Below are 16,409 nucleotides of genomic sequence, written 5' to 3'. Positions count from 1 at the left end.
TCTAGTCAGCACAGGCTGTGGCGCTGCTGGCAGTTAGACTCTTGTGCATGGCACGACCCGGCAAAGACGACGACTCGCTCGTCGAGCGCGCAGAAGGCGAGGCCGCACCCAATCCGGTGTGGTTCAAGCCGATCATGATCGGACTGATGCTCATCGGTCTGGTCTGGATCCTCGTCTTCTACCTGAGCGGCATGGCGTTCCCGATCCCCGGCATCGGGGCCTGGAACCTCGTCATCGGCTTCGGCATCGCCTTCATCGGCTTCCTGATGACGACGCGCTGGCGGTAGCGACTCCTTCACGGAAGAGCCCCGGTCTATGACGACCGGGGCTTTTCCATTTCCGGATGCCGCGCGAAGCGGCATCCGCCAGTTGTTAACAAGTCTGTTAACAGGTGTGAATTACACCGGTGTGATTCTCCCCAGGCTGTGGATGGGCCTGTGGATAACTTCGGCTCAGGCGATCACGAGCGCCGGGAAGAGCAGCGGAACGAACAGCAGCGCGACCAGCCCGGCGCCGACGGCGACCAGCAGACCGACCTGCAGCCCGCGCTGGCGCACGGCCTTCGTGCGCGTGAAGATGAACGCGACGAGCAGCCCGACCAGCAGGCCGCCGACATGCGCCTGCCACGAGATGTTCGCGCCGGGGAGGAACCCGATCAGCAGGTTGATGCCGAGCACGACGGCGATGCCCGCGATGTTCGCACCGATGTGCCTGCCGATCACGATCAGCGCGCCGAACAGTCCGAAGATGGCGCCGGATGCCCCCACCACCGGGGTGCCGAACGACAGCAGTGTGACCGCCACCGATCCGCCGAGCGCACTCAGCACGTAGAGCGTGAGGAACCGCCACCGACCGAGGAGCGGCTCGAGGCTGCGGCCGATCATCCACAGCGCCAGCATGTTCAGACCGACATGCCAGATGCTCGAGTGCACCAGCGCCGCCGTCAGCAGACGCCAGGGCTCGAAGTGGCCGGTGAGACCGGGGTACAGATACGGCGCCCAGTAGAGCAGCGCCTGCTCCACCACCTTGCCGAAGCCGCCGGGGATGAGCGCCAGCAGATACGCGAACGCCGTGACGCCGATGATCGCGTAGGTCACCACCGGCTGACCCGACGACGCCGACACCGCGCGCGGGCGCGACCACCGACGTTCCGCCTTCCGCTGCGCAGGGGACTGCGCCCTCTGCTGATCGCGCAGGCACTCGGGGCAGATCACGCCGACGGCGGCGGGGATCTGGCACTCCGGGCAGATCGTGCGCAGGCATCGTTGGCACAGCACGAAGCTCTGCCGGTCGGGATGCCGGTAGCAGAAGTTGTCGCGGTTGCGCTGGAAGTCGTCGGTGGTCACGCGGCGCTGTTCACCTGCGGAAGGGTCCTGGGCGCGGGGCGCTCAGACAGTGACGATGTCGATCGACTGGATGACGACGGGCTCGACCGGACGGTCGCCCGCGGCGGTCGGAACCTCGCTGATGGTGTCGACGACGGCCTTGGAGGCGTCATCGGCGACCTCGCCGAAGATCGTGTGCTTGCCCTGCAGCCACTCCGGGCCGCGGCCGCCCTGACCGGGGACCGTGATGAAGAACTGCGAGCCGTTGGTGCCCTCGGCCTGACCGGTGATGGCGTTGCGGCGAAGACCGGCGTTGGCCATCGCGAGCTTGTACGGGTCGGTGAAGGTCAGCTCGCCGTTGATCTCGTCGTTGAAGTTGTAGCCGGGGCCGCCGACGCCCTGACCGAGCGGGTCGCCGCCCTGGATCATGAAGCCGGAGATGATGCGGTGGAAGATCACGTCCTGGTACAGCGGGCCCTCGCCGGGCTTGCCCGTCGCCGGGTGCGTCCAGGCCTGCGAACCGTCCGAGAGGCCGATGAAGTTCTGAACGGTGCGGGGGGCGTGGTCGCCGAACAGGTTGACGACGATGTCGCCGTAGTTGGTGTGGATCGTTGCGACAGCGGTGTGAAGCGGCATGCGCTCATTGTCTCAGAGTTCCCTGCGACTCCTCCCGTGCGTGCAGGGGTCTGGCAAGATGGGGAGACCGACATCCCCACGAACGGGAGGGCAACCGTGAGCCTCAGCCGCAAGCGCAAGAAGGAACTCGAGAAGCTGCAGAAGCAGGCCGGCAACCTCTGGGAGGCCCAGCAGGTACTGGTCGGCGAGGCGGCGACGGTCGCCCGAGAGGCCAGTCGCCAGCTCGGACACTACGGACGCGAGCAGGTCAAGCCGCAGGTTCAGGCCGGCTACGACAAGTACGCGGCGCCATACGTCGACAAGGGCAAGCGCGTCGTCAACGGCACCCTGATCCCCGCCGCGGGCGCGGTCGTGGGTTCGGCCCTGTCGGTCTGGGATGCCGCCAACGAGCAGCGCGACCGGCTCGCCGGTACGCGCGGCGTGAGCCTTCCGGCCGCGTGGACGCGTTCGGCTCCGGCTCCGGCGCCGGCGAAGAAGGGCATGGGCGCCGGTGGCGTCATCGCCCTCATCCTCGGTGTCGCCGCGGCGGTGGGCGTGCTCTACGCCGCGTGGCAGACACTGCGCGCCGACGACGAGCTGTGGGTGGCGGACGACCCGCTGCGCGCACCGGATGCCTGAGCCCACGCTCGAGGGCGTCGACCGCGTCCGCGCGGCCGCCGCCGAGCGTGGTCTGTCGATCGAGATCAAGGAACGCCCCGCCGCGAACAGCCTTGCGGAGGCGGCGAAGATCCTGGGCATCGACCCGTCCGGGATCGTCAAGACCTTGGTGGTCAAGCGCAGCGACGACACGTTCCTGTTCGCGCTGATCCCGGGTGATCGCGCCATCTCCTGGCCGAAGCTGCGCGCCGTGGTGGGAGTGAACAAGCTCCAGCTTCCCGACCAGGAGCGCGCCCTCGCAGCGACCGGGTACGAGCGCGGCACGATCGTGCCGCTGGGCAGCACCCACGACTGGCCGATCTACGCCGACGGCGACATCGTCGGGCGACGCATCGCGATGGGGGCGGGAGCCCACGGCTACAGCATGTTCGTGGAGGCCGACGACCTGATCGCGGCGTACGGCGCGACCGTCGCCGACATCTCACAGCCGATGGACTGACAGCCGGGCCCACGCACCCGGGACCGTGGCCGTCACTGTCCGCGCGGGAGCTGCACCCCCGCCATGTCGAGGGCGATGTCGACGAGCTTCACACGCTGAAGCCCCGGCACGTCGGCGAGGGCGAACCATTCCGCGCGATCGGTGGAGCCGTCCACCTCGTTGCGCAGATGCCCGCCGACGACGCGGGCGCGATAGACGATCCGCAGGGTGTGCAGTGGCACGGTGGCATCCAGCGACAGCCGCCGGTTCGGCGGGACGACCCGCGAGTGGATGCCGAGAAGCTCCTGGATCGCGACGCGGTACCCGGTCTCCTCGAGCACCTCGCGGCGCGCCGCGATCTCGGGCTCCTCGCCGGGCTCGAGTCCGCCGCCGGGCATCGTCCAGGCGGCCCGGCGTCCTTCGTTCCAGTGGGCGAGCAGAATGCGGTCGTCTTCATCGACGACCACCGCGTACGCCGCGACGCGCAGGTCCATGCTTCACCCTACCCGCGACGGACGTTTCGCAGAACGACGGATCGCGCGTATCCGCGCCGGCGGTCATCGTCGCACCCGGCGAGCGAGGAGTCGATATCCTCGCAGGGGATCTGAGGGAGGAGCCCTGTGCGCACAGCGTCGATCGCGCCGGAGACGTCGCTGGGCCGGGGGACCCCTCGTCCGGTGCTGCGGAACCGGGGTGCGGCCGCTGTCGGCGTCGTCGCGTTCGCCGTCTCCCTCGCCGGATCGTGGGTTCCCTCGTACTGGTTCGACGAGGTCGCCACGGTGATGGCCGCCCGGCTCAGCTGGCGGGAGCTGTTCGCCTTCACCGAGCACATCGACGTCGTCCACGTCAGCTACTACGCACTCATGAAGGTCTGGATGGGCCTCTTCGGCGAGTCGGAGCCGGCCACCCGCTCGCTCTCGGCGCTGGCCGTCGGCGCGGCGGCCGCCGGCCTGGTCGTCCTGGTGTCGATGTTCACGAGCCTGCACGTCGCGGTCATCGCCGGTGCGGTCTTCGCGGTGCTGCCGCACGTCACGTTCATCGGCGCCGAGGCACGCTCCTACGCCATGAGTGCGGCGGTCGCGGTGTGGACCACGGTCGTCCTGCTGGTCGCGGTGCGCAGTGGACGTCGTCGCTGGTGGGTGGTCTACACGGCCCTGCTGATCGTCGGGGCTGCGATCTTCCTGTACTCCCTGCTGCTGATCCTGGTCCACGGGTTCCACCTCTGGCGCCACCACCGCCGACGCCGCGTCATCCTCTCGTGGCTGACGGCCGGCCTGCTCGCCGGTCTGGCCTCGCTTCCGCTGGTCCAGGCGGGCATGCGTCAGAAGGATCAGATCTCCTGGATCGCCTACCAGCCCCGCCGAGACCTGTGGGGGCTGCTGACGGAGCCCGCCTTCCAGCTGTCCCGTGACGTCGCGACGGGCGCGTGCGTGGTCGCGCTCGTGCTGATCCTGTGCTTCGCGCGCCGGCTCTCGGCCACACGACGGCGCCTGCTCGGTCTGGCACTGGCCTGGTTCTTCATCCCCTGGCTGATCCTGCTGATGGCGGATGCCGCGGTCGGCTCGGTGTTCACGCCCCGCTACCTGTCCTTCGCGGTGCCGGCGGTCGCGGTGCTGCTCGCTCTGGCCTTAACGATCACGCCGCTGAAACCGGTGGCATGGCTGCTGGTGGCTGCTCTCGCACTGGCGTGCGCACCCGGCTACGTCGCCCAGCGCACGCCACTGGCCAAGAACGACGGAAGCGATCTCGCCCAGATCGCCGACTACATCCAGCGGCATGCCGAGCCGGGCGACGGGGTGTTCCTGGAGGATCCCAACTTCGGCAACACGCAGCCTCGGCTGGCGCTCTCCGCCTACCCCGCCGCGTTCGCGGACACGACGGACGTCGCGTTCGTCCGCTCCTTCAAGACGACGGGCGGCTTCTCCGACATCACGCTCGGTTTCGACCGGCTCGGGTCGCGGCTGGACGGGATCGACCGGCTCTGGCTCGTCACGGCACGGCGTCCCGCGTCCGGAGAGCTCCAGGTGGCGCCGTATGCCCTGGGATCGCGCGGCTTCACCGCGGTGACCGAGTTCGAGACGAACCGGTCGACGATCGTGATGTACGAGCGCTGAGAACGGGGCCAGGAAGACGACGAAGCCGGTCCCGCTGCGGGAACCGGTTTCTGATTCTGTGGAGCCTAGGAGATTCGAACTCCTGACATCCTGCTTGCAAAGCAGGCGCTCTACCAACTGAGCTAAGGCCCCGGGGCTTGATGTGGGGCTACCAGGACTTGAACCTGGGACCTCTTCATTATCAGTGAAGCGCTCTAACCGCCTGAGCTATAGCCCCGTCTGTCACCGGAACTGCGTCCGGCAACCTCCAAGACTTTACCCGACGCGACCCGATTTCACGAATCGGGCTGATTGACTGGAGCCGTGGCGGAGACGACCCATCCTGATGAACCTCACGGCGCGCGTCTCGGACAGCGCCTCAACTGGCTGCGAGCAGGCGTCCTCGGCGCGAACGACGGTATCGTGTCGGTCGCGGCGCTCGTGGTCGGCGTGGCCGGCGCGACCACCGATACCGGGGCGCTGTTCACCGCCGGCATCGCCGGACTCGTCGGCGGCGCGATCTCGATGGCGTTGGGCGAGTACGTGTCGGTGAGCAGTCAACGCGACTCGGAGCGCGCGCTCATCGCCAAGGAGCGCGGCGAGCTGCGCGACATGCCCGACGAGGAGCTCGAAGAGCTCACACAGCTCTATCGCGATCGCGGACTGACCGACGCCACCGCACGCCAGGTCGCCGCCGAGCTCACCGCACACGATGCCCTCGCCGCACACCTCGAGGTCGAGCTGCACATCGACCAGGACGACCTCGTCAACCCATGGCACGCGGCGCTCTCGTCGGCCGTCTCCTTCACGATCGGCGCGCTGCTGCCGCTGCTGGCGATCCTGCTCCCGCCGCCGGAGTGGCGCGTGCCGGTGACGTTCGTCGCGGTGCTGATCGCCCTCGCCGCGACAGGCACCATCTCAGCGACGCTCGGCGGCGCACCACGCGCACGCGCTGCGACCCGCCTCGTCATCGGCGGGGCGCTGGCGCTGGTGGTGACGTGGCTGATCGGCACCCTGCTGGGCACCACGGTCGTCTAGGCGACCGCAACGCAGAAGCGCCGGCATCCGAATCTCGGATGCCGGCGCTCTCGCGTTGCGCGTCAGTTCGAGGTGAAGCCGACCAGCAGGCCGCCGGTCACCTTGACGGCGAGGTTGTAGATGCCCGCGATCACGGCGCCGAGCACCGTGACGACCACGAGGTTCAGGATGGCGACGACCGCCGAGAACGCCAGCACCTGCGGGAAGCTCACGAACGTCGACAACAGGATGCTGCCGTCGGAGAAGCTCGCGAAGAACTCGTCGGCCTTGGCGATCAGGCCCGTGGTCTGGACGACCAGGTACACCATCACGAAGGCGACGACGGTCACCACGGCGATCGCGATCGCTGCGAGGAAGGACAGCTTCACTGCGGACCAGAAGTCCACGTACACCAGGCGCAGGCGAACCTGCTTGGCGCTGGTCTTGTGACTCGACTTCTTGGCGAGCTTGTCGGCTACTGTGCTCATGCGTCAGTGCTCTCTTCGGGGGTCTCGGCCGAGGCATCCGTGCCGATGGGGGTCTCGGACGACGGCGCCGTCTCGGCGTCGTCGGCGGATGCGTCCTCGGATTCTTCAGCGAGGCCCCGTTCGCCGTTGCGCGCGATCGCAAGGATGCGATCGTCGTCGCTGGAGCGGGCGAACACGACACCCATCGTGTCTCTGCCCTTGGCGGGGACCTCGGCCACGGCAGAGCGTACCACCTTGCCGCTGGCAAGAACCACCAAGACCTCATCGTCCTCGGAGACGATCAGACCGCCCGCGAGATCGCCCCGATCCTCGCTCAGCTTGGCCACCTTGATGCCCAGTCCGCCGCGGTTCTGCACGCGGTACTGGTCGACGGCGGTGCGCTTCGCATAGCCGCCTTCGGTCACGACGAAGACGTAACCGTCGTCGGCGGCGACGGATGCCGAGAGCAGGCTGTCGCCGGCACGGAAGTCCATGCCCTTCACGCCCGAGGTCGAACGGCCCATCGGGCGCAGCGCCGAATCGGTGGCCGAGAAGCGCAGCGACATGCCGTGGCGGCTGATGAGGAGGATGTCGTCACCCTCGTCGACCAGCAGCGCGCTGACGACCTCGTCGTCGGGGCCGGCCTCGACCTCGTCGCCCTCCTCAGGCACCTGCCCGCGGAGCTTGATCGCGATGATGCCGCCCTGGCGGTTGGTGTCGTACTCGGTGAGGCGCGTCTTCTTCACCAGCCCGCTGCGGGTGGCGAGCACGAGGTAGGTCGCTACCGAGTAGTCGCGGATGTCGAGGATCTGCGCGATCTCCTCGTCGGGCTGCAGCGCGAGCAGGTTCGCGACGTGCTGGCCCTTGGCGTCGCGCCCGGCCTCAGGCACTTCATACGCCTTCGAGCGGTACACGCGGCCCTTGTTCGTGAAGAACAGCAGCCAGTGGTGCGTCGTCGTGACGAAGAAGTGCTCGACCACGTCGTCGGCGCGCAGCTGCGCGCCCTTGACGCCCTTGCCGCCGCGGTGCTGCTGGCGGTAGTTGTCGCTGCGCGTGCGCTTGATGTAGCCGTCGCGCGTGACGGAGATGACCATCTCCTCTTCGGGGATCAGGTCCTCCATCGACATGTCGCCGTCGAAGCCGTGCAGGATGTGCGTGCGGCGCTCGTCGCCGAACTTGTCGACGATGCCGGTGAGCTCCTCGCGCACGATGTCGCGCTGACGCTGCGGGGTGGCGAGGATGTCCTGGTAGTCGGCGATCTGACGCTCGAGCTCGGCGGCCTCGTCGATGATCTTCTGGCGCTCGAGGGCTGCCAGGCGACGCAGCTGCATCTGGAGGATCGCGTCGGCCTGGATCTCGTCGATCTCGAGGAGCTTCTGCAGTCCTTCGTTCGCCTCCTGCACGGTGGGCGATCGGCGGATCAGCGCGATGACCTCGTCCAGCGCGTCCAGCGCCTTGAGGTAGCCGCGCAGGATGTGCATGCGCTCTTCGGCCTTGCGGAGGCGATACGCGGTGCGGCGGACGATGACGTCGATCTGGTGCTCGAGCCACAGCGAGATGAACCCGTCGAGCGACAGCGTGCGCGGCACGTTGTCGACGATCGCGAGCATGTTCGCGCCGAAGTTCTCCTGCAGCTGGGTGTGCTTGTACAGGTTGTTCAGCACGACCTTGGCGACGGCGTCGCGCTTGAGCACGACTACGAGGCGCTGGCCGGTGCGGTCGGAGGTCTCGTCGCGGATGTCGGCGATGCCGGTGATCTTGCCGTCGCGGGCGAGATCGCCGATCTTCACCGCGAGATTGTCGGGGTTGACCTGGTACGGCAGCTCGGTGATCACCAGGCACGTGCGGCCCTGGATCTCTTCGATCGCGACGACCGCGCGCATCGTGATCGAGCCGCGGCCCGTACGGTACGCCTCACGGATGCCCTTGGTGCCGAGGATCTGCGCGCCGGTCGGGAAGTCGGGGCCGGGGATGCGCTCCATGAGGGCGTCGAGCAGCTCCTCGCGCGTGGCTTCGGGGTGCTCGAGCGCCCACAGCGCGCCGGCGGCCACCTCGCGGAGGTTGTGCGGCGGGATGTTGGTCGCCATGCCGACCGCGATGCCGACCGAGCCGTTGACGAGCAGGTTCGGGAAGCGCGCCGGCAGCACCGAAGGCTCCTGCGTCTGGCCGTCGTAGTTGTCGTGGAAGTCGACGGTCTCTTCTTCGATGTCGCGCACCATCTCGAGCGCGAGCTGAGCCATCTTCGTCTCGGTGTACCGGGGGGCGGCGGCGCCCATGTTGCCGGGCGAGCCGAAGTTGCCCTGGCCCTGCGCCAGCGGGTAGCGCAGCGACCACGGCTGCACGAGGCGGACGAGCGCGTCATAGATCGCGGTGTCGCCGTGCGGGTGGTACTGCCCCATGACCTCGCCGACGACGCGCGCGCACTTGGAGAACGACTTGTCGGGGCGGAAGCCGCCGTCGTACATGCCGTAGATCACGCGGCGGTGCACCGGCTTCAGGCCGTCGCGCACGTCGGGGAGCGCGCGGCCGATGATGACGGCCATCGCGTAGTCGAGGTAGCTGCGCTGCATCTCCAGCTGCAGGTCGACCTGATCGATGCGGCCGTGCTCGTGCCCGGCGTTCGCGTCGGGACGCTCGTCTTCTGCCATGTCTGTCTCTCGTGTTCTCTGTAGACCGGTCCCTGAACCTGACGGAACGTCAGATGTCGAGGAAGCGGACGTCCTTGGCGTTGCGCTGGATGAACGTGCGTCGGGACTCGACGTCCTCGCCCATCAGGACCGAGAAGATCTCATCCGCCGCGGCGGCGTCGTCGATGGTCACCTGGCGGAGCGTCCGCGTGCGGTGGTCCATCGTGGTCTCCCACAGCTCCTTGGCGTTCATCTCGCCCAGACCCTTGTAGCGCTGGATGCCGGAGTCCTTCGGGATCCGCTTGCCGTTCGCGAGCCCATCCGCAAGGAGCGCGTCGCGCTCTTTGTCGGAGTAGACGTACTCGTGCGGCGCGTTGGTCCACTTCAGGCGGTACAGCGGCGGCATCGCGAGGTACACGAAGCCCGCCTCGATGAGGCCGCGCATGTAGCGGAACAGCATGGTCAGCAGCAGCGTGGTGATGTGCTGGCCGTCGACGTCGGCATCCGCCATCAGCACGATCTTGTGGTAGCGGGCCTTGTCGATGTCGAAGTCCTCGCCGATGCCCGTGCCGAAGGCCTGGATCATCGCCTGGACTTCCTTGTTGGCCAGGGCCTTGTCCAGTCGTGCGCGTTCGACGTTGAGGATCTTGCCGCGGAGGGCGAGGATCGCCTGCGTGTGCGGGTCACGGCCCGACACCGCCGAGCCGCCGGCTGAGTCTCCCTCGACGAGGAAGATCTCGCTGATCGACGGGTCCTTGCTGGTGCAGTCCTTGAGCTTGTCGGGCATGGCCGCCGACTCGAAGACGCTCTTGCGGCGGGCGGTCTCGCGCGCCTTGCGCGCCGCCATGCGGGCGGTCGCGGCGTCGATGGCCTTCGTGATGACGCGCTTGGCCTGCAGCGGGTTGCGGTCGAGCCAGTCGGCGAGCTGGTCGCCGACGACCTTCTGCACGAACGCCTTCGCCTCGGTGTTGCCGAGCTTGGTCTTGGTCTGACCCTCGAACTGCGGCTCGGAGAGCTTGACCGAGATGACGGCGGTGAGGCCCTCGCGGATGTCGTCGCCGGTGAGGTTGTCGTCCTTCTCCTTGAGGAGGTTCTTCTCGCGCGCGTACGCGTTGATGCGCGTGGTCATCGCCGCACGGAAGCCCTCTTCGTGCGTGCCGCCCTCGTGCGTGTTGATCGTGTTCGCGAAGGTGAAGACGTTCTCGGTGTAGCTCGTCGTCCACTGCATCGCGAGCTCGAGCGAGATGTGCCGGACGGTGTCCTCGGACTCGATCTCGATGATCTCGTCGTTCACGACGTCCGCGTGGCGCACCTTGTTCAGGTACTCGACGTAGTCGACGAGGCCGCGCTCGTAGTAGAAGTCGTCGAACGGCTGACGCTCCTCGGAGCCGCCGCCCTCCGCATCGGCCACATAGGTGGACTGGGGGCGCTCGTCGGACAGCGTGATGCGCAGGCCCTTGTTGAGGAAGGCGGTCTGCTGGAAGCGGGTGCGCAGCGTGTCGTAGTCGAAGTTCACCGACTCGAAGATCGTGTCGTCGGGCCAGAACTCGATGATGGTGCCGGTCTCTTCGGTCGGCTCGCCCTTCGCGAGCGGCGCCTGCGGCTGACCGCCGTCGCGATACGACTGGCGCCACACGTGACCCTGGCGCTTGACCTCGACCTCGAGGCGCGTCGACAGCGCGTTCACGACCGACGAGCCCACGCCGTGCAGACCGCCCGAGACCGCGTACCCGCCGCCGCCGAACTTGCCGCCGGCGTGCAGCACCGTGAGCACGACCTCCACGGTCGACTTGCCCTCGGTGCGGTGGATGTCGACGGGGATGCCGCGACCGTTGTCGACGCAGCGGATGCCGCCGTCGGGCAGGATCGTGACGTTGATGGTGTCGCAGAACCCGGCGAGGGCCTCGTCCACGGAGTTGTCGACGATCTCGTACACCAGGTGGTGCAGGCCCCGCTCACCGGTCGAACCGATGTACATGCCCGGGCGCTTGCGGACCGCTTCGAGCCCTTCGAGCACCTGGATGGCGTCTGCCCCGTAGTCGCTGGGAGCCTTATCAGGCGTTTCGGGTTCCTCGAAGGCGTTATCGGGGTTGTCAGACGTCATCTTCGCGAGGGCTCCAGATCCTTCGACAGGGTGCCCCGACAGTCTATCGGGTAACGACCCGATCACAGCGCTCTACGCCCGTGTAAGGCCATGAAATGCGATCGGACGGCTCCTGAGGTGACTTATCCGTAGGTATCGCGCGGGCCGCGCCCTGGAATCGTTCTGGGACCCCATTTCCAGGAGGGGACGTCAGGCCCGATGAAGCGGACGGCGTCGACTCCCGCTTCAGGGAATCGCCGGACGATCTCCGAGAGGATCTGCGCACGCATCAGCTGGAGCTGCTTCGCCCATGCGGTGGAGTCGGCCTGCACCGTCAACGTGCCCTCCGAGAAGGCCACCGGACGCGTGTGCCGCGCGGTGTCCGCACCGGCGACCTCGTCCCAGGCCCGCACCACGTCTTCGCGGGCGAGCTGGGCGTCCCATCCGGCCTCGCGGGTGAGGTCGGAGAGCACATCGCCCACGCCGCGCGGATCCCGCCCGGGCGCGAACGGCATGTTCACGTCGTCGACGGTGCGCCGGCGGCGCTTGCGGTAGGACCGTGCCGACGGCTCGAGTCCGCGCAGCCTCAGGTACGTCGCGATCGTCTCGGGGACGGCCGTGCGGTCGAACGAGCCGTCCTTCGCGGGTGTTCCGGATGCCGCGTCCCGCGGCGCGTCTGCCGATTCAGGCACCGCTCGCCCCCGCGTCCACGTACTCCAGGATGCGGCCGGCTTCGACACGGACCATGCGCGCGCGCAGCCCCTCGGGGACGTCTCCCTCGACCGCGGCGGTCACCACGACCTGCTCGTAGTCGGCGGCGAGGTGCGCGAGGCGGGCACGGCGATCGGTGTCGAGCTCGGCGAAGACGTCGTCGAGGATGAGCACCGGATCGCCCAGACGCGAGTCGGCGCGCAGGAGCTCGGCCGAGGCCAGCCGCAGCGACAGCGCGACCGACCACGATTCGCCGTGCGAGGCGTACCCCTTCACCGGAAGGCCGCGGATCCGCAGCAGCAGATCGTCGCGGTGGGGCCCCACCAGCGTCAGCCCGCGCTCCAGCTCCGAGGTGCGCTTGGCCGCGAGAGCCTGACGGAAGAGTTCGGCGATGCGTGCGGTGGAGGCATCCGTCGCGCCGGAAGACGTGGGAGCGGCAGTGGCCGGCGCCGCGTCGTCATCGTCGTCGGTCTCGGCACCGGCGACGGAGAGCGCCCATTCGATCTCTGGGTTGTGGTCGGCGCCGGCGATCGCGGTGTACGCGGCCGCGAGCGGCGTGGCGAGGTCGGCGGCCAGCGCGACCCGCGCCGCGATGAGCTGCGTACCGAGGGCGACGAGCTTGTCGTCCCACACATCGAGCGTCGACAGCGCGTCGCCGCGGACACCCCGCGCCTTCGCGGACTTCAGCAGCGCAGTGCGCTGCTTGAGTACGCGCTCGTAGTCGGCGATGACGCCGGCCATGCGTGGGGCGCGCTGCACCAGGAGCTGATCGGCGAAGCGGCGTCGCGACGACGGGTCGCCGCGGACGATCTGGAGGTCTTCGGGGGCGAAGAGCACGACCTGCGCATAGCGCGGGAGCTCGGCGGGCTTCACGGGAGCGCCGTTGACGCGCGCCTTGTTCGAGCCCTGCCGATTGACCTGCGCCTCCAGCTGCACCCGGCGGTCGCCGTGGGCCAGCCGCGCGCGGATGATGGCGGCATCCGCACCGTCGCGCACCATCGGGGCGTCATTGGACACGCGATGCGAGCCGAGGGTGGCGAAGAAGCCGATGGCTTCGGCCAGGTTCGTCTTGCCCTGGCCGTTGCGGCCGACGAACACGTTGGGACCGGGGCCGAGCTCGACGTCGGCGACCGCATAGTTGCGGAAGTCGACCAGACTCAGGTGCTCCACGATCACCGGTCAAGCCTAATGATCGCGTCCGACGCTCGCGGGGTCAGCGCAGCAGCAGGTTGGGCTGCAGCAGGTAGCGGAACGAGTCCGAACCCGCGCGATCGACCGACGTCTGCGGCGTGATGAGCACCGGGCTGAGCTTGTTGGCGTTGTCGCTCGAGGTGAACGTGATGCGCACGAACTCGCTCTTGACGGCGCCGAGCGACTCCAGGAGGTACTGCGGGTTCAGGCCGAGGGTCACCTCGTCGCCGCCCAGGAGGGTGGCGTCGACCGACTCGGTGGCGCGCGCCTGCTCGGTGCCCGAGGCATCCATCGACACGCTGTCGGCCGTGAAGGTGAACCGCAGCGGCGCGGAACGGTCGAGCACCAGCGACACACGGCGCACGGCCTCGGCGAGCTCTGCGGTGTTCACGACCGCGTGGTGCTCGGTCTGCTCGGGGAACAGACGCCGCACCGGCGGGAAGTTGCCCTTGATCAGCAGCGACGTGACGGTCTTGTTGCCGGCGGTGAAGGCGATGATCTCGCGGTCGCCCGAACCGGAGAACGCGATCGAGATGTCGCCGCCGTGCGCGAAGGTCTTGCCGACCTCGGTCAGCGTGCGCGCCGGGACGAGTGCCGTGGTCGACTCCTCGTCGGATGCCGTGCCGCCGCCGTCCCAGGGGATCTCGCGCAGCGCGACGCGGTAGCGGTCGGTGGCGACGAGGCTGAGGCTCGTTCCCGAGACCTCCAGCTGCACGCCGGTGAGAACCGGGGTGACATCATCGCGCGATGCGGCGAACGCGACCTGCGCGATCGCGGTCGCGAAGTCTTCGGCGGGTACGAGTCCCGAGTCACCGGTGACCTCGGGGATCGCCGGGTACTCCTGCACCGGCATGGACGCCAGCGTGAAGCGCGCGGAACCGCATGTGAGCAGGATGCCGCCGTCGTCGTCGACCTCGATCTGGATCGGTGCGTTCGGCAGGCGGCTGGCGATGTCGGAGAGCAGCCGGCCGTGGACGAGGATCGTGCCCGGCTCGTCGACGGTGGCCTCGATGGTGGTGCGCGCGGAGGCCTCGTAGTCGAAGGCCGCCAGCGACAGGCCTTGATCGGATGCCTCGATCAGCACGCCCGCGAGGATCGGCTGGGGATTGCGCTGCGGCAGGAGTTTGACGACGAACGATACGGCTTCGCTGAACACATCGCGATTGACGTGGAACTTCACGAACGCTCCCTCTGCAGCGGTCCCGACAAAACTTCGGGCTCGGGGTTCTCATGGTAGCGCCAGGCTCGAGGATCGCCAGTCCGGTGTGCGGTGAGACCGGGTCGCGGTCCCGAAGGTGATCGGACAGGTTTCATCACAGAGATTTCTTGTCATGGTGTTAACGGCTGTGGAAACTGTGGACAACCTCCGCGACACCAGTCGAGAGATGGGAATCACAACTTTGTGAGTTGTGGACGGGGTGCGGACGGGGTTCGGGACGACGGATGCCGCGACCGCCGGCATCCGGATTCCATCCACAGGCTTGCCACAGCCATTCACAGCGGTTTCCGCAGTCTCGGGGAGTTATCCACAGGTTTTCCACACTGTGAAGAACCGGAATGATGGCCCTGCTCGGAGTCGGTGTCAAGAACTTCTTCCGGCATATGCACGAATGGGCCCGCGCGTCGTGACGCGCGGGCCCATCGAAGGGTGTACGGAGCTGTCAGCGGCCGTTTCGACCGAGCTGTGCGGTGATCTCGGTGACCTGGTTGTAGATCGACCGGCGCTCCTTCATGAGCTCGCTGATCTTCTTGTACGCGTACATGACGGTGGTGTGGTCGCGGTTACCGAAGAGCTGCCCGATCTTGGGCAGCGACAGGCTCGTGCGCTCCCGGCACAGGTACATCGCGATCTGACGTGCCGTGGCGACCGACTGCGACCGGCTGGACCCGTACAGGTCGTCGACGGTGAGCTTGAAGTACTGCGCGGTGGCCGTGATGATGTCGGTCGGCGAGATGACGTTGGCGTCGTCCTGATCGACGATGTCGCGCAGCACCGTCTGCGCGAGCGACATGTCGAGGGTCGAACGGTTCAGGCTCGCGAAAGCGGAGACGCGGATGAGTGCGCCCTCCAACTCGCGGATGTTGCTCGAGACGACGGTGGCGATGTACTCCAGCACCTCGTCGGGGATGTGCAGCCGCTCGGACTGCGCCTTCTTGCGGAGGATCGCGATACGGGTTTCGAGGTCGGGTGCCTGCACGTCGGTGATCAGGCCCCACTCGAACCGGCTGCGCATGCGGTCTTCGAAGCCGGTCAGGTGCTTCGGCGGCACGTCGCTGGTGATCACGACCTGCTTGTCGTGGTCGTGCAGCTGGTTGAACGTGTGGAAGAAGGCTTCCTGGGTCTCGGCGCGGCCCTGCAGGAACTGGATGTCGTCGATCAGGAGGACGTCGACGTCGCGGTAGCGCGCCTGGAACGCCGAGCCGCGGTTGTTCGCGATCGAGTTGATGAAGTCGTTCGTGAACTCCTCGCTCGAGACGTACCTCACCTTGATGCCGGCGTAGAGGCTGATCGCGTACTCGCCGATGGCGTGGAGGAGGTGCGTCTTGCCCAGTCCCGAGTCGCCGTAGATGAACAGCGGGTTGTACGCCTTGGCCGGAGCCTCGGCCACTGCGACCGCGGCGGCATGCGCGAAGCGGTTGGACTGGCCGATGACGAAATTGTCGAAGGTGTACTTCGGGTTCAGGCGGGTGTCGCTGCGCGAGATGGATGCCGGCTCCCCCGGTTCCTCCAGCGGCGGGCGGCCCATCGGCGGCGCGGTCTGGGTGCCCGGCGAGGCTGTGGTCGTGATCGGGATCGGCGCGGTCGCGTGGGCGTCGGCGAGATCCGGGTTCACCACGACGCGGAACGTCGACGCCGGGTTCTGACCGTCCTGGACGACGCGCGTGAGCGCCTCGAGGATCGGCGCGCGCATGCGCTTGGTGAACTGCGCGGCGGTGAGGTCGTTCGGGACGTCGAGGTAGAGAGTCCCGCCCATCACGCCCTGCGGAACGGCGAGACTGATGAAGCCGTGCAGCTGCGGAGTGATGCGGTCATCCCGCACGAGTTCGTCCAGAACGGCCGTCCAGACCGGTACATCTGGAACTTCGTGCGGTGTCATGGCCCCCCCGGGTTGTTGATGATTCCACCGGAGGCCGCGGAAACGTCGGTCCAGGCCTGTGGATAACTGCCGGAGCCACGCTAAGT

15 protein-coding genes and 2 tRNA genes are annotated in these 16,409 nt (G+C 67.9%); 5 read left to right on the top strand and 12 right to left on the bottom strand.

The window, feature by feature from the left end; genetic code table 11:
- Window positions 1-47: 47 nt before the first annotated feature.
- Entirely contained in the window at window positions 48-287 is a 240-nt protein-coding gene (locus AC1DDU_RS07195) for a cell division protein CrgA (protein ID WP_477432504.1), read from the top strand.
- A gap of 165 nt (window positions 288-452) precedes the next feature.
- On the opposite strand, the gene AC1DDU_RS07190 is transcribed toward AC1DDU_RS07195, so the two are convergent.
- Together AC1DDU_RS07190 and AC1DDU_RS07185 are read right to left on the bottom strand one after the other, a co-directional pair.
- The gene (locus tag AC1DDU_RS07190; protein ID WP_477432502.1) at window positions 453-1,346 is read right to left on the bottom strand and encodes a rhomboid family intramembrane serine protease; all 894 of its coding nucleotides are present in this window, start codon (window positions 1,344-1,346) and stop codon (window positions 453-455) included.
- A 42-nt stretch (window positions 1,347-1,388) separates the two neighbouring features.
- Entirely contained in the window at window positions 1,389-1,961 is a 573-nt protein-coding gene (locus tag AC1DDU_RS07185) for a peptidylprolyl isomerase (RefSeq protein ID WP_477432500.1), read from the bottom strand.
- 96 nt (window positions 1,962-2,057) lie between these two features.
- Here AC1DDU_RS07185 and AC1DDU_RS07180 point away from each other — a divergent pair, with 96 nt between their 5' ends.
- Both AC1DDU_RS07180 and AC1DDU_RS07175 read left to right on the top strand, forming a co-directional pair.
- Window positions 2,058-2,579: a DNA helicase gene (locus AC1DDU_RS07180; protein WP_477432498.1), complete on the top strand. Its 522-nt coding sequence runs from the start codon at window positions 2,058-2,060 to the stop codon at window positions 2,577-2,579.
- Window positions 2,572-3,057 (top strand): aminoacyl-tRNA deacylase, encoded by a 486-nt coding sequence (locus AC1DDU_RS07175; protein ID WP_477432496.1) that lies wholly within the window; start codon window positions 2,572-2,574, stop codon window positions 3,055-3,057. The genes AC1DDU_RS07180 and AC1DDU_RS07175 overlap by 8 nt, the downstream gene beginning before the upstream one ends.
- A gap of 32 nt (window positions 3,058-3,089) precedes the next feature.
- Here the strand turns inward: AC1DDU_RS07175 and AC1DDU_RS07170 are convergent, their stop codons facing one another.
- Entirely contained in the window at window positions 3,090-3,530 is a 441-nt protein-coding gene (locus AC1DDU_RS07170; RefSeq protein WP_477432495.1) for an NUDIX hydrolase, read from the bottom strand.
- A gap of 126 nt (window positions 3,531-3,656) precedes the next feature.
- On the opposite strand from AC1DDU_RS07170, the gene AC1DDU_RS07165 reads away from it, so the two are divergent.
- Complete coding sequence (locus AC1DDU_RS07165) at window positions 3,657-5,150, top strand: glycosyltransferase family 39 protein (protein WP_477432493.1); 1,494 nt, start codon at window positions 3,657-3,659, stop codon at window positions 5,148-5,150.
- Between the two features lie 59 nt (window positions 5,151-5,209).
- On the opposite strand, the gene AC1DDU_RS07160 is transcribed toward AC1DDU_RS07165, so the two are convergent.
- A tRNA-Ala gene (locus AC1DDU_RS07160) sits at window positions 5,210-5,282 on the bottom strand.
- 11 nt (window positions 5,283-5,293) lie between these two features.
- Window positions 5,294-5,367, bottom strand: a tRNA-Ile gene (locus AC1DDU_RS07155).
- A 74-nt stretch (window positions 5,368-5,441) separates the two neighbouring features.
- On the opposite strand from AC1DDU_RS07155, the gene AC1DDU_RS07150 reads away from it, so the two are divergent.
- Window positions 5,442-6,167, top strand: coding sequence for a VIT1/CCC1 transporter family protein (locus tag AC1DDU_RS07150; protein WP_477432491.1), 726 nt, complete (start codon window positions 5,442-5,444; stop codon window positions 6,165-6,167).
- 62 nt (window positions 6,168-6,229) lie between these two features.
- On the opposite strand, the gene AC1DDU_RS07145 is transcribed toward AC1DDU_RS07150, so the two are convergent.
- From AC1DDU_RS07145 to dnaA, 7 genes are all read right to left on the bottom strand, one after another.
- Entirely contained in the window at window positions 6,230-6,634 is a 405-nt protein-coding gene (locus AC1DDU_RS07145; protein ID WP_477432489.1) for a DUF3566 domain-containing protein, read from the bottom strand.
- Window positions 6,631-9,261 carry a DNA gyrase subunit A gene (gene gyrA, locus AC1DDU_RS07140; RefSeq protein WP_477432487.1) on the bottom strand — a complete coding sequence of 877 codons (2,631 nt, stop codon included), beginning with the start codon at window positions 9,259-9,261 and terminating at the stop codon, window positions 6,631-6,633. Before gyrA ends, AC1DDU_RS07145 begins: the two co-directional genes overlap by 4 nt.
- Before the next feature lie 49 nt (window positions 9,262-9,310).
- The gene (gene gyrB, locus AC1DDU_RS07135) at window positions 9,311-11,344 is read right to left on the bottom strand and encodes a DNA topoisomerase (ATP-hydrolyzing) subunit B (protein WP_477432485.1); all 2,034 of its coding nucleotides are present in this window, start codon (window positions 11,342-11,344) and stop codon (window positions 9,311-9,313) included.
- Window positions 11,345-11,466: 122 nt separating this feature from the next.
- Window positions 11,467-12,015, bottom strand: a complete 549-nt coding sequence (locus tag AC1DDU_RS07130; protein ID WP_477432483.1) for a DciA family protein — start codon at window positions 12,013-12,015, stop codon at window positions 11,467-11,469.
- Window positions 12,008-13,210 carry a DNA replication/repair protein RecF gene (recF, locus tag AC1DDU_RS07125; RefSeq protein WP_477432481.1) on the bottom strand — a complete coding sequence of 401 codons (1,203 nt, stop codon included), beginning with the start codon at window positions 13,208-13,210 and terminating at the stop codon, window positions 12,008-12,010. The genes AC1DDU_RS07130 and recF overlap by 8 nt, the downstream gene beginning before the upstream one ends.
- Before the next feature lie 37 nt (window positions 13,211-13,247).
- On the bottom strand, window positions 13,248-14,405 hold the full coding sequence (gene dnaN, locus AC1DDU_RS07120) for a DNA polymerase III subunit beta (RefSeq protein ID WP_477432479.1): 1,158 nt from the start codon (window positions 14,403-14,405) through the stop codon (window positions 13,248-13,250).
- A 481-nt stretch (window positions 14,406-14,886) separates the two neighbouring features.
- Window positions 14,887-16,323 carry a chromosomal replication initiator protein DnaA gene (gene dnaA, locus AC1DDU_RS07115; protein ID WP_477432477.1) on the bottom strand — a complete coding sequence of 479 codons (1,437 nt, stop codon included), beginning with the start codon at window positions 16,321-16,323 and terminating at the stop codon, window positions 14,887-14,889.
- Between the last annotated feature and the right edge of the window lie 86 nt (window positions 16,324-16,409).

This window comes from Microbacterium sp. 05T445, from assembly GCF_056395865.1.
This window is presented reverse-complemented; position numbering and strand designations above follow the sequence as displayed.

Excerpts from the sequence above, each read along its gene's own strand:
- AC1DDU_RS07185 (WP_477432500.1), bottom strand. The coding sequence starts at position 1,961 with ATGCCGCTTCACACCGCTGTCGCAACGATCCACACCAACTACGGCGAC.
- AC1DDU_RS07175 (WP_477432496.1), top strand. The coding sequence starts at position 2,572 with ATGCCTGAGCCCACGCTCGAGGGCGTCGACCGCGTCCGCGCGGCCGCC.
- gyrA (WP_477432487.1), bottom strand. The coding sequence starts at position 9,261 with ATGGCAGAAGACGAGCGTCCCGACGCGAACGCCGGGCACGAGCACGGC.
- AC1DDU_RS07170 (WP_477432495.1), bottom strand. The coding sequence starts at position 3,530 with ATGGACCTGCGCGTCGCGGCGTACGCGGTGGTCGTCGATGAAGACGAC.
- AC1DDU_RS07195 (WP_477432504.1), top strand. The coding sequence starts at position 48 with ATGGCACGACCCGGCAAAGACGACGACTCGCTCGTCGAGCGCGCAGAA.
- gyrB (WP_477432485.1), bottom strand. The coding sequence starts at position 11,344 with ATGACGTCTGACAACCCCGATAACGCCTTCGAGGAACCCGAAACGCCT.
- dnaA (WP_477432477.1), bottom strand. The coding sequence starts at position 16,323 with ATGACACCGCACGAAGTTCCAGATGTACCGGTCTGGACGGCCGTTCTG.
- AC1DDU_RS07145 (WP_477432489.1), bottom strand. The coding sequence starts at position 6,634 with ATGAGCACAGTAGCCGACAAGCTCGCCAAGAAGTCGAGTCACAAGACC.